The 13,216-nt window shown below is 72.8% G+C and carries 6 protein-coding genes and 1 tRNA gene; 1 reads left to right on the forward strand and 6 read right to left on the reverse strand.

The features are described from left to right. Positions 1–50: 50 nt before the first annotated feature. Entirely contained in the window at positions 51–1,484 is a 1,434-nt protein-coding gene (locus ACJA3G_RS15325; RefSeq protein WP_406553528.1) for a PLP-dependent aminotransferase family protein, read from the reverse strand. Positions 1,485–1,812: 328 nt separating this feature from the next. On the opposite strand from ACJA3G_RS15325, the gene ACJA3G_RS15330 reads away from it, so the two are divergent. After that, positions 1,813–3,324: an FAD-binding oxidoreductase gene (locus ACJA3G_RS15330; RefSeq protein WP_406553529.1), complete on the forward strand. Its 1,512-nt coding sequence runs from the start codon at positions 1,813–1,815 to the stop codon at positions 3,322–3,324. 121 nt (positions 3,325–3,445) lie between these two features. On the opposite strand, the gene ACJA3G_RS15335 is transcribed toward ACJA3G_RS15330, so the two are convergent. The 5 genes from ACJA3G_RS15335 to topA form a co-directional block, all read right to left on the reverse strand. Further along, positions 3,446–3,519, reverse strand: a tRNA-Thr gene (locus ACJA3G_RS15335). A gap of 96 nt (positions 3,520–3,615) precedes the next feature. Then, entirely contained in the window at positions 3,616–5,160 is a 1,545-nt protein-coding gene (locus tag ACJA3G_RS15340) for an alpha/beta hydrolase (protein ID WP_406553530.1), read from the reverse strand. 127 nt (positions 5,161–5,287) lie between these two features. After that, positions 5,288–6,493, reverse strand: a complete 1,206-nt coding sequence (locus ACJA3G_RS15345; RefSeq protein ID WP_406553531.1) for a DNA polymerase III subunit delta' — start codon at positions 6,491–6,493, stop codon at positions 5,288–5,290. A 102-nt stretch (positions 6,494–6,595) separates the two neighbouring features. Next, on the reverse strand, positions 6,596–9,901 hold the full coding sequence (tmk, locus tag ACJA3G_RS15350; RefSeq protein WP_406553532.1) for a dTMP kinase: 3,306 nt from the start codon (positions 9,899–9,901) through the stop codon (positions 6,596–6,598). A gap of 148 nt (positions 9,902–10,049) precedes the next feature. Continuing rightward, the gene (gene topA, locus ACJA3G_RS15355; protein ID WP_406553533.1) at positions 10,050–12,854 is read right to left on the reverse strand and encodes a type I DNA topoisomerase; all 2,805 of its coding nucleotides are present in this window, start codon (positions 12,852–12,854) and stop codon (positions 10,050–10,052) included. Positions 12,855–13,216 lie beyond the last annotated feature (362 nt).

Consider the following 13,216-nt stretch of genomic DNA (forward strand, 5'->3'; position numbering starts at 1 on the left):
CTCCGTGACCCCAGCCTAAAGTCACGGTCTGACAACGCGCGCCGCCGAGGTCACCGCATCGGCGGCAGCGCCCGGCACAGCGCGTCCAGCGCCGCCTGATAGCCGTGGTCGGGCGGGGTCGCGTAACCGACGACCAGACCGTCCTGGGCGGGCATGACCGCGTCCGGGTGGCGGTACCCGGCGAGCCCGTCGAGGGCGATTCCCTGCCGGGCCGCGGCCTTCAGGGCGGCCCCCTCGGTGCCCACCGGCAGTCTCAGGACGGCGTGCAGCCCGGCCGCGATCCCGGCGGCCGTGATGTGCGGGGCGTGCTCGTCGAGGGCGGCGAGGAGCTGGTCGCGGCGGGACCGGTAGCGCTGTCGCATCCGCCGCACATGCCGGTCGTACGCGCCGCTTTCGATCAGGTCCGCCAGGGTCAGCTGGTCCAGGACGCTCGCCCACGCCTCGCGCATCCCCTTCGCCGCCAGCACCGGCTCGACGAGCTGCTCCGGCAGCACCATCCAGCCGAGCCGCACCGCCGGTGACAGGCTCTTGCTGACCGAGCCGAGGTAGACGACCCGCTCGGGGTCGAGCCCCTGGACCGCGCCGACGGGCTCGCGGTCGTAGCGGAACTCGCCGTCGTAGTCGTCCTCCAGGAGCACCCGGCCCCGGGCGCGCGCCCAGTCCACGGCCGCCGCCCGGCGCTCGGGGTGCAGCGGTCCGCCGGTCGGGAACTGGTGGCCGGGGGTGAGCAGCGCGGCCCGTACGCCCTTGAGCTCCGGGCGCTGGGAAAACTCCGCCACGCGCGCGCCCTGCTCGTCGAGTCCGACCGGCACGGTCCGTACGCCCTCCGCGGCCAGCAGGGAACGGTGGAAGGCGAGTCCGTACGACTCCACGGCGAGCGGGCCGCGCAGCACCTGGCCGCCGAAGAGCAGCCGCAGGGCGTGGGCGAAGCCGGAGCAGACCACGATGCGGTCGGACGTGGTGCGCACTCCCCGCACGCGCGCGAGGTAGTCGGCGAGCGCCCGGCGCAGTTCGATACGGCCCTGGGGATCACCCGGCCCGAAGGCCTCGTTCGGGGCCGCGTTGAGCGCTCGGCGGGCACAGGAGAGCCAGGCGCCGCGCGGAAACGATCCGGCGTCCGGCTGGCCCTGCATCAGATTGTGGGCCGGGCCGACCGCGGCCCGTGGCGGCGGCTCCACGGCCACGCGCGCGGGCCGTACGGGCTCGGCGCGGGGCGCCACCCGGGTGCCCGAGCCCTGTCGCGCGGTCAGCCAGCCCTCGGCGACGAGCTCCGCGTACGCCTGGGAGACGGTGTTCCGGGCGATCCCGAGATCGGCGGCGAGCGAGCGATAGGGCGGCAGCCGGGTCCCGGGTGCCAGCCGTCCGTCCTGGACGGCCGAGCGCAGCGCGCGCGTGAGGGCGGCCCGCCGACTGCCGGATCCAGCCAGTTCCACATGGAGGTCGGCACCGATCCGCTCCGCGGAATTGACCCATGAGTCCGCCATGAAACACCCGCCCTGTACGTGGTCGCCGACAGCTCAGCCTAGGGGGCGCGATCGTCCCGGGAGTCCACGTCAAGCTCCACACTTGAACGGCACGGCGGACCCCACTGGTCGTGAACATGCCCTGCTCCAGCGGGACTTGAGCGCCGGTCGAGGCCGTGCCGTACTGGCCAACTGCCCCACCCCTGGCGCGGGTTCCGTGGCAGGATTCCGATCCCTCGGACGCGGGGGATCACGGGGGGAGGTCCGCGGGGGATCGAAGGACCCCGGATGATCCCGGAGCGACCGCAGGGCTCAGGAGATCGATGAGGATCACAGGGGAGAGCAAGGCATGATCACACGCAGGTCGTTCATCGGGATGGCGGGGGCCGGGGCCGCGGCCCTGTCGCTGTCGGGGTTCACCACCGCCACCGCCACCACTGCCGGCCAGTGGGACCGGCTGCGCGCGAATCTGACGGGCACGCTGGTGCTGCCGTCCGACGCCTCGTACGCGGCGGCCAAGACCGTCGAGTACGGCCAGTACAGCCTCACCAATCCGCAGGCCGTCCTGTACGCGGCGAACGCCAACGACGTCACGACCGGCCTGATCTTCGCCCAGTACCACGACATTCCCGTGACGGCCCGCAGCGGCGGCCACAGCGGCGGCGGCTACTCCACCACCACCGGCCTGGTCATCGACGTCTCCCGGCTGAACACGGTGAGCGCCGGCTCCGGCACGGCGACCATCGGCGGCGGCACGCAGCTGGTCGACGTCGTCAACGGCCTCGGCGCGAGCGGCCTTGCCATCCCGGGCGGCATGTTCCCGACCGTGTCGGTCGGCGGCTTCCTCCAGGGCGGCGGCGTCGGCCTGCTCACCCGCAACTCCGGGCTCGGCGCCGACAAGGTGACCGCGGCCAAGGTCGTCCTCGCCAGCGGCCGTCAGGTCACCGCCTCGCCGACCTCCAACCCGGACCTGTACTGGGCGATCCGCGGTGGCGGCGGCGGCAACTTCGGAATCGTCACCCAGTACACGGTCACCCCGACCGCCGTTCCGAACCTGAACGTGGCCGAGCTGCTGTTCAGTTACGACCACGCGGTCGGCGCGATGCACGGCCTCACGCAGTGGCTGGAGACGGCGCCCACCACGTTCGGCAGCCGCTCCAACATCGACCTGTTCGACTCGGCGGCGGGCAACGCCCCGCTGGTGACGCTCCTGGTCACCTCCATCGGTGCGCGCGCGGAGTTCGACACCGAGATAGCCCGGCTGATCGCGCTGACCGGCGCGGCCCCGATCCAGCAGAACGTCTACACGGACACCTACAAGTCCGCGATGATGAAGATCTTCGGCTGCGGTTCGTACTCGCAGCAGCAGTGCCACAACAACACCTGGGACCCGGCGAACGGCAAGCTCGCCCCGTTCGGCCATGTCCTGGGCCGCGGCCGGCTGCTCAGCAGGTCCCCTTCGGAGACCGAGTGGGCGCGGCTGGTCGGCGTGTTCGACACCGAGCGCACGGCCGGTCACTTCCACAAGTTCGAGATCATGGCGCTGGGCGGCGCGGCCAACAAGGTCTCGCGCGCGTCCACGGCGTACGTGCACCGCGACAGCACCCTGCTGATGTCGTACTACACGTTCGCCTTCGGCATCCTCTCGGGCGACCAGCTCGCCTCCGGCCAGCGCTTCGTCGACAACGGCTTCACCGCGGTCGACCCGATCTCCCGGGGCGAGTCCTACCAGAACTTCCTCGACCCGGCGCTGACGGACTGGCGCCAGGCGTACTACGGGGCGAACTACGACCGCCTGTCGTACATCAAGTCCAAGTACGACCCGTACGGCGTGTTCTCGTTCGCCCAGGGCATCGACTGACCCGGACCCCAGAGGTCACCGCAGCAGCTGAGGCCAGGCCGGAACGTCTCCGGCCTGGCCTTTCGGCCGCGAACATGAAAAAACCCCAGGTCACGGCGAGTGAGTCCTGGGGTTCTTCCGGAGCCGCCTTCGGGATTCGAACCCGAGACCTACGCATTACGAGTGCGTTGCTCTGGCCAACTGAGCTAAGGCGGCGCGCCGTGCGCACCATGGTGCGATCAGCAACGCGGCCAAGTCTACACAGTTCCGCGGGGTGCTCCTGACCACCCCTGTTCGAGGGACTCGCGCAGCTCAGGAGCACTTCTTGTCGGCGGGCGGGGCCGTGCCCTCCAGGAGGTAGGTGTTGATCGCGGTGTCGATGCAGTCGCTGCCCCGGCCGTACGCCGTGTGGCCGTCGCCGTCGTAGGTGAGGAGCCGGCCGGAGGACAGCTGGGAGGCGAGCGCCTTCGCCCATTTGTAGGGGGTCGCCGGGTCGCGGGTGGTGCCGACCACCACGATCGGCGCCGCGCCCTTCGCCTCGATGCGGTGCGGGGTGCCGGTGGCCTTGACCGGCCAGTACGCGCAGTTCAGGATCGCCCAGGCGAAGCCCTCGCCGAAGACCGGGGAGGCCTTCTCGAAGGACGGGAGCGCGGCGGTCACCGCGTCGGGGCCGGAGAAGGCGGGGGGCAGGTCGAGGCAGTTCACGGCCGCGTTGGCGTACATGAGGTTGGCGTACTTCCCCTCCGCGTCCCGCTCGTAGTACGAGTCGGCCAGGGCCAGCAGGCCCCCGCCGTCGCCGTGCATCGCGCGCGTGAGGCTGGAGCGCAGCTCGGGCCAGGTCGTCTCGTCGTACATCGCGGCGATCACACCGGTCGTGGCGAGCGACTCACCCAGCTTGCGGGACTCGCCGGTCTCCACCGGCTTCGCGTCGAGCTCCGCGAAGAACTTCTTCAGGCGCGCCGACGCGTCCGCCACCGAGGCCGTGCCCAGCGGGCAGTCCTTGCGCGGGACGCAGTCCGCCGCGAACGACTGGAACGCCGTCTCGAAGCCCGCCGTCTGGTCGCGGTTCATCTCCAGGGCCGGCAGGGACGGGTCGATCGCCCCGTCGAGGACCAGGCGGCCGGTGCGCTCCGGGAACAGCTCGGCGTAGGTCGCGCCCAGGAACGTGCCGTAGGAGGCGCCCACGTAGTGCAGCTTCTCGTCACCGAGGAGCTGCCGCAGGATGTCCATGTCGCGGGCCGCCTCGATGGTGGAGACGTGCGGCAGGATCTTGCCGGAGCGTTTCTCGCAGCCCTGCGCGAACTTCTTGAACGAGGTCTCCAGCGCGGCCTTCTCGGCGGCGTCGTCCGGGGTCTGGTCGACCTGGGTGTACGCGTCCATCTCATGGCTCGTCAGGCATTCGACGGGCTCGCTGCGGGCCACGCCGCGCGGGTCGACCGCCACCATGTCGTACCGCGCCCGGACCGGGGCGGGGTAGCCCAGGCCCGCGTACTGCTGGAGGTAGCCCACGGCCGTGCCGCCCGGGCCGCCCGGGTTGACCAGGAGCGAGCCGATCCGCTTGCCCGGGCCCGTGGCCTTCTTGCGGGCGACCGCGAGTTTCACGGCGGTGCCCGTCGGATCGGCGTAGTCGAGCGGCGCCTTCATGGTGGAGCACTCGAAGCCCGGTACGCCGCACTCCCGCCAGTTGAGCTTCTGCTCGTAGTACGTACGCAGTGCGGCCGTGGCCTGGGCGCCCGCCGCCGAGGTGGTGGAGGCCGTCGCGGTGGTGGACGGGCCGCCCGACGAGCATCCGGAGACGAGGAGCCCCGCGGTCGCGACGGCGAGGGCGGAGAAACGGAGCAGACGCCTGGTGTCCATCCCCGGAGCGTAACCGGCCAGTGACGGCAAGTGCCCTGTCGGCGGGGGCACGACGGCTCGTACGAGTGAGCCGGTCAACCCGGGGGACCGCGTGTCGGGCCGGGACCCGGGCGGCGCAGCGAGTGGCTCAGCCCGCCCGCAGCGCCAGCGTCATCGCCTCCACCGCGAGCAGCGGCGCCACGTTGCGGTCCAGCGCCTCGCGGCAGGCAAGGACCGCCTCTATCCGGCGCAGGGTGCCCTCGGGCGTGGAGCCGCGCGCGACGCGGTCCACCCCGTCGCGCACCTCCTCGTTCGCCAGGGCGATACGGGAGCCGAGCTGGAGCGCCAGGACGTCCCGGTAGAAGCCGGTGAGGTCGGTGAGGGCGAGGTCGAGGCTGTCCCGCTGCGTACGCGTCTTGCGGCGCTTCTGGCGGTCCTCCAGCTCCTTCATCGCCCCGGCGGTACCGCGCGGCATACGGCCGCCGGCCTGGCCGCCGAGCGCCGCCTTGAGGTCCTCGGTCTCCTTGACGTCGACCTCTTCGGCGAGCTGCTTGGCGTCCTCGGCGGCGGTGTCGACCAGCTCCTGGGCGGCCTTGAGGCAGCCGCCCACGTCCTCGACCCTCAGTGGCACCTTCAGCACGGCGGCCCGGCGGGCCCGCGCGCGCTCGTCGGTGGCCAGCCTGCGGGCCCGGCCGATGTGGCCCTGGGTGGCGCGGGCGACGGCGATGGCCGTCTCCGGAGGGATGCCGTCCCGGCGGACCAGCACATCGGCTACGGCCTCCACCGGCGGTGTCCGCAGCGTCAGATGGCGGCAGCGCGAGCGGATCGTGGGCAGCACGTCCTCCAGCGAAGGCGCGCACAGCAGCCACACCGTGCGCGGCGCGGGCTCCTCCACGGCCTTCAGGAGCACATTGCCCGCGCCCTCGGTCAGCCGGTCGGCGTCCTCCATGACGATCACCTGCCAGCGGCCGACGGCGGGGGAGAGCTGGGCGCGCCGGACCAGGTCGCGGGTCTCCTTCACGCCGATGGAGAGCAGATCGGTGCGGATGATCTGCACGTCCGCGTGCGTACCGATCAGCGAGGTGTGGCAGCCGTCGCAGAACCCGCAGCCGGGCCGGCCGCCCAGCGCCCGGTCGGGGCTGACGCACTGGAGCGCGGCGGCGAACGCGCGCGCCGCCGTGGAGCGGCCCGATCCCGGCGGCCCGGTGAACAGCCACGCGTGCGTCATCTTCGACGCGTCCGGAACGGGCTCACCCGCGGAGACCGCGGTCACCAGCGTGTCCGCGTCGCGCGCGGCGGCGGCCAGCTGCTCCTGCACCCGGTCCTGGCCGACCAGGTCGTCCCACACCGTCATGGGTCACCGCCTCCGCGCTCTGTTCCGCCCCGTACGTCCCCGCTACGACCCCATTGTGAGGGAGGGGTCGGACAATCCCGTCCGGGACGGCCTTCCCGCAGGTCAGCGGCGGCGGCCCCGGCCGTCGTCCTCGTCGTCGGGGTGCGGCCCGAGCAGTTCGTCGGCGAGGGTGGGCAGATCGTCCAACGGGGTCTCCTCGGCCCAGTCGGAACGCCGCTTGGGCCGCCGGCCCCCCTTCTTCGGCTGCGTCCCGGGCTCGGCCCCCGTCTCCGCGCCGGACTCCGCGCCCAGCCGCCCGGGGTCGACCTGCGGCAGCTCCCGCGTCCGCTCGTTCGCCCGCTCGGGCTGCTCCGGCCCGGACCGCTCCCGCTCGTCGCGGAAGATCCCCGGCGGGAACCGGCCGGCGTCCCCGGCCCCGTCCCGTACGGGCGGCAGCACGGCCGTCTCCTCCGCGTCCCGTACGGGCGGCAGCACGGTCGTCTCGTCGGCCTCGGCCGGGACCTGCGGCAGCACCGTGGTCTCGGCGGCGTCCGGGGCGGAGGTCTGCGCGCCCGGCACCCGGACTTCCTGGGTGACCTCGTTCGGGCTGACCCCGGGGCCGGCCTCACGGGCCGCCGCCGGGTCCACGACAGGTGTCGGGACCGTCACCTCGGCGGCCGACTCGGCCACGGGCTTCCGCTTCGCGCGCGTGGCCGCGGTGGGGTCCGCGCTCTTCGCCGCAGCCGCAGCCGGGCTCGCACCCGCGGCCTTCGACGCCGTCGCGGAGGTCGCGGCCGAAGCCGTCGCCGCCGCCGCGGTCGCCGCGGTCGCCGCCTCGGCGAGACGCCGGGCCTCCTCCGCCCGCCGCAGCGCCTCCTCGGCCTTGCGCTGCTTCTCCAGACGGCGCTCCTCGGCCTCGGCCCGCAGCCGGGCCTGCTCCTCGGCCTGCTTGCGCAGCCGTTCCTGCTCGGCCGCGGCGGCCTTGGCCTCCGCCTCGCGCCGGACGCGCTCCTCCTCGGCGAGCCGCCTGGCCTCCTCGGCCCGCAGCCGCGCCTCCTCGGCCTGACGCTCCTCCTCGCGGCGGCGCGCCTCCTCCAGCTCGCGCCGCTTGCGCTCCTCCTCCTCGGCACGCAACTTGGCGAGCTGCGCCTGCCGCTCACGCTCCAGGCGCTCTTCCTCGGCCTTGCGCGCCGCCTCTTCCTCGGCCTTGCGCCGGGCCTCCTCCTCGGCCGCCCTGCGCGCCTCCTCCTGGGCCTTCACCTCGGCCTCGGAGAGCGGCAGCATCCGGTCGAGCCGGTGGCGTACGACGGTAGTGACGGCCTCGGGCTCCTGGGACGCGTCCACCACCAGGTAGCGGGACGGGTCGGCAGCCGCGAGGGTGAGGAATCCGGCCCGTACGCGCGCGTGGAACTCGGGCGGCTCCGACTCCAGCCGGTCCGGGGCCTCGGTGAACCGCTCTCGCGCGGTCTCCGGCGCCACGTCGAGGAGCACGGTCAGGTGCGGTACGAGTCCGTCGGTCGCCCAGCGGTTGATCCGGGCGACCTCGGTCGGCGACAGATCGCGCCCGGCGCCCTGGTAGGCCACCGAGGAGTCGATGTAGCGGTCCGAGATGACGATCGCGCCGCGCTCCAGGGCGGGGCGGACCAGCGAGTCGATGTGCTCGGCGCGGTCCGCCGCGTACAGCAGGGCCTCCGCGCGGTTGGAGAGACCGGCGCTGGAGACGTCGAGCAGGATCGAGCGCAGCCGCTTGCCGACCGGGGTGGCGCCCGGCTCGCGGGTCACCACCACCTCGTGGCCCTTGGCCCTTATCCACTCGGCCAGCGCCTGCGCCTGGGTGGACTTGCCCGCGCCGTCGCCGCCCTCCAGGGCGATGAAGAAGCCGGTGGCGGCCGGGGCCTGCGCCGGGTCGGCGCCGCGCACCGCGTCCCGCAGGTCGCGCCGCAGCGGCACGCCCTGCCGGTCGTCGGTCTTGGCCAGGACGACCGCGGCGACCGGCAGCAGCAGCGCGCCGGCCAGCATCAGGGTGAAGCCGGCGCCGCCGTGCGCGAAGACGAACCCGTCGCCCGCGAGGCGGTGCGGGCCGATGGCCGCGGCGACCAGCGGGGCGAGGATGGCGCCCAGGCCGATCGCGACCCGTACGACCGCCTGGAGGTGGTCGGTGGTGCGGGCCCGGCGGTACTCCTCGGTCTCCTGGTCGATCAGCGTGTGGCCGCTGTTGGCGGCGACACCGGCCGCGAGACCGGCGGCCAGCGCGATGAACAGTACGGTCGCCGTGTCCGGCACCAGGCCCATCGCGAGCAGCGCGACACCGGTGAGGGCGATCGCGAGCGCCAGCAGCCGCCGGCGCGAGAGCACCGGCAGCACCTTGGGCGCCACCCGGACGCCGACGCCCGTGCCGCCGACCAGCGCGAGGACCAGCAGGGCGAACGAGGCCGGGCCACCGTCCAGGTCCGCGGCGTGCAGTACGGCGACGGCCGCCGCCGCGGCGATCGCGCCGGCGACGGCGCCGCAGGCCAGGACGAGCAGCGGGACCGCGCCCGTACGCCCCTTGTCGGGACCGGCGCCGGTCGAGGGCCTGCGCAGGCCCTCCAGCGGCGAGCGGGCGCGCGGAGTGGCCGAGTCCGGGAGTTCGAGCATCGCCAGGACGGAGACGGACGCGGCGAAGAGACCGGCCGCCAGATACGAGCCGAGGGCCGCCTGGTGGAGCGTGAACCAGTCGATGCCCTTGCCGAACCCCTTGCTGACCAGCGCGGCCACCAGCAGAGCGGCAGCCGCCGCGGGCATGGAGGCGAACGTCGTACGGAGCGACAGGCGCCGCAGCGCGTCCAGGTGGTCCGGCAGCGGGCGCACGGCGGCGCCCTCCAGCGGCGGCGCGGGCAGCAGCGCGGGCGCCGCGCTCTCCTTGCACACCGTCCAGAAGCGTTCGGCGGCCCCGGCCACGAAGGCGGTTCCCAGCACGAAGAAGAGCGCGTCGTCGGGGGTCCAGTCGATCCACAGCGGCGCGATGATCAGCAGCGCGGCGCGTACGCCGTCGGCCCCGATCATCGTCCAGCGCCGGTCCAGCGGTCCGCTGGGCGCGGTCAGCGCGGAGACGGGTCCGAGCAGCAGCGCCCCGAAGAGGAATGTCGCGAGGACGCGGGCACCGAGCACCGCGGCCACGGCGAAGGCCGCGCCCCGGTAGCCGCCGCCGAGGGCGTCCTCCGAGACGGCCGCCTGGAGCGCCAGCAGCAGCAGGACGAGGACGGCGAGGGCGTCACCGATCCCGCCCACGAACTGCGCGCTCCACAACCGCCGCAATGGCGGAATGCGCAACAGGGCGCGTACGGACCGCTCGCGTGAGTCGGCGGCTAGGGCGTCGGAGACGGGGCTCACGACCGGGGGGGTCGTCGCTGCGCCTTCGGAGCTCTGGGGATGCTCGGCTCGCGTCATCCGCCCAGCCTATCCGGAGCGCCCAGGTCCCCGAGGGGCCGCCCGAACATACGGGCGGGATCCTCACGCACGGGCGCGGCCGGGGCATCGCCCCGGCCGCGCTCGGCTTCGTTCCGCGTCCCTCCGGCGCGCGGGGCGCCTTCGGGTCCTACTCTGCGGCGGCCGTCTTCTTCGCGGCCGTCTTCTTGGCCGGAGCCTTCTTCGCCGTGGCCGCGGTCTTCTTGGCGGCCGTCTTCTTCGCCGCGGTCTTCTTCGCGGGCGCCTTCTTGGCCGGGGCCTTCTTCGCCGTCTTCTTCGCGGGCGCCTTGGCACGCTTCTCGGCGAGCAGCTCGTACCCGCGCTCCGGCGTGATGTCCTCCACGCTGTCCCCGGTCCGCAGGGTCGCGTTGGTCTCGCCGTCCGTGACGTACGGACCGAAGCGGCCGTCCTTCACGACGACCGGCTTCTCGCTGACCGGGTCGGTGCCGAGCTCCTTGAGCGGCGGCTTGGCAGCCGCGCGCCCCCGCGCCTTGGGCTGGGCGTAGATCGCCAGCGCCTCTTCCAGGGTGATGGAGAAGAGCTGGTCCTCCGTCTCCAGCGACCGCGAGTCCGTGTCCTTCTTCAGATACGGCCCGTACCGCCCGTTCTGCGCGGTGATCTCGACGCCCTCGGCGTCGGCGCCCACCACGCGCGGCAGCGACATCAGCTTCAGCGCGTCCTGGAGGGTGACCGTGTCCAGGGCCATCGACTTGAAGAGCGAGGCCGTCCGCGGCTTGACCGCGTTCTTGCCCGTCTTCGGCGTGCCCTCCGGCAGGATCTCGGTGACATACGGCCCGTAGCGGCCGTCCTTCGCCACGATCTGGTTGCCGCTCACCGGATCGGTGCCCAGCTCGAAGTCGCCGCTCGGCTTGGCGAGCAGCTCCTCCGCGAGCTCCACGGTCAGCTCGTCGGGTGCCAGGTCCTCCGGCACATCGGCGCGCTGGTGGCCCTCGGCGTCCTTCTCCCCGCGCTCGATGTACGGCCCGTAACGGCCGACCCGCAGCACGATCCCGCTGCCCACGGGGAAGGAGGAGATCTCGCGCGCGTCGATCGCGCCGAGGTCCGTGACCAGCTCCTTCAGACCGCCGAGGTGGTCCCCGTCGCCGTTCCCGGCGTCGGAGGCGATGCCCGCGCCGGCCTCGCCCGCACCGAAGTAGAACCGCTTGAGCCACGGCACCGACTTGGCCTCGCCGCGCGCGATGCGGTCGAGGTCGTCCTCCATGCGCGCGGTGAAGTCGTAGTCGACGAGCCGGCCGAAGTGCTTCTCCAGCAGGTTGACCACGGCGAAGCTCAGGAAGGACGGCACCAGCGCCGTGCCCTTCTTGAAGACGTAGCCGCGGTCGAGGATCGTGCCGATGATCGACGCGTACGTAGACGGGCGGCCGATCTCGCGCTCTTCCAGCTCCTTGACCAGCGAGGCCTCGGTGTACCGGGCCGGGGGCTTGGTCGCGTGGCCGTCCGCGGTGATCTCCTCGGCCGACAGCGCGTCGCCCTCGGAGACCTGGGGCAGACGCCGCTCGCGGTCGTCCAGCTCCGCGTTCGGGTCGTCGGCGCCCTCGACGTAGGCCTTCATGAAGCCGTGGAAGGTGATCGTCTTGCCGGACGCGGTGAACTCCGCGTCCCGCCCGTCGCTCGTCCGGCCCGCGATCTTCACGGTGACGGAGTTGCCGGTCGCGTCCTTCATCTGGGAGGCGACGGTCCGCTTCCAGATCAGCTCGTAGAGCCGGAACTGGTCGCCGGTCAGGCCCGTCTCGGCCGGGGTGCGGAAACGATCACCCGAGGGGCGGATCGCCTCGTGCGCCTCCTGCGCGTTCTTGACCTTGCCGGCGTACGTCCGCGGCTTCTCCGGGAGGTAGTTGGCGCCGTACAACTGCGTGACCTGCGCACGGGCCGCCGACACCGCGGTGTCGGAGAGCGTGGTGGAGTCCGTACGCATATAGGTGATGAAGCCGTTCTCGTACAGCTTCTGGGCGACCTGCATGGTGGCCTTGGCCCCGAAGCCGAGCTTGCGGGAGGCCTCCTGCTGGAGCGTCGTCGTACGGAACGGGGCGTACGGCGAGCGGCGGTACGGCTTGGACTCCACCGAGCGCACGGCGAAGGCCGAGTCGGCGAGGGCGGCGGCCAGCGCCCGGGCATTGGCCTCGTCGAGGTGGAGGACGTCACTCTTCAGTTGTCCGTCGGGACCGAAGTCACGGCCCTGCGCCACCCGGCGGCCGTCGACCGCCGCGAGCCGTGCCACCAGCGAGGACGGGTCGGAGGCGTCGCCCGCCCGGCCGGTGGAGAACGTCCCGGTCAGGTCCCAGTACTCAGCAGAACGAAACGCGATGCGCTCGCGTTCCCGCTCCACCACGAGCCGGGTCGCCACCGACTGGACGCGGCCGGCCGAGAGCCTCGGCATGACCTTCTTCCACAGCACCGGCGAGACCTCGTAGCCGTAGAGGCGGTCGAGGATGCGGCGGGTCTCCTGGGCGTCGACCATGCGCTGGTTGAGCTCGCGCGGATTGGCGACGGCGTCCCGGATGGCGTCCTTGGTGATCTCGTGGAAGACCATCCGGTGGACCGGGACCTTGGGCTTCAGGACTTCCTGGAGGTGCCACGCGATGGCCTCGCCCTCGCGGTCCTCATCGGTGGCGAGGAAGAGTTCGTCGGACTCGGCAAGGAGCTCCTTGAGCTTCTTGACCTGCGCCTTCTTGTCGGCGTTGACGACATAGATGGGCTGGAAGTCGTGCTCGACGTCCACGCCCAGGCGGCGTACCTCGCCGGTGTACTTGTCGGGCACCTCGGCGGCGCCGTTCGGCAGGTCGCGGATGTGCCCGACGCTCGCCTCGACGACATAACCGGGGCCCAGGTAGCCCTTGATCGTCTTCGCCTTGGCAGGAGACTCGACGATGACGAGTCGGCGGCCGCCCTTTGCGGTCTCGCTGGTCGGGGACAACTTCGCTCTTCTCTCCGGTCGGCACTCGGGTGGCACGTACGAGCTGTACGGTCGCTGCGGAGTGTGACGGTACAACCCGCCCCCGTGTCAAACAGCAAAAGCCCGCAGCGGCCACTCGAACGGTAACCCGACTTACGGCGAGTCTGCCGCCTGGACCGTCCCAGAACGTTCTGAAAAGCGTTTCGTCCCAGCGCAGGGCCGGGAACGGGTCCCCGCCGCCCGGCGCGGCGCCCCGACGCCGCCGGGACTCACAGGCGTGTGAAGGACCACACCCCGGCCGCGAGGAAGAGCGTGCCGGCGAGGGCGGCCAGCGCCGCCGAGACCACGGGCCCCGCCCCGTCCGCCACCGGCGCCCCCTGGCG

Source organism: Streptomyces sp. YS-3 (assembly GCF_045257485.1).
Taxonomy (GTDB): Bacteria; Actinomycetota; Actinomycetes; order Streptomycetales; family Streptomycetaceae; genus Streptomyces.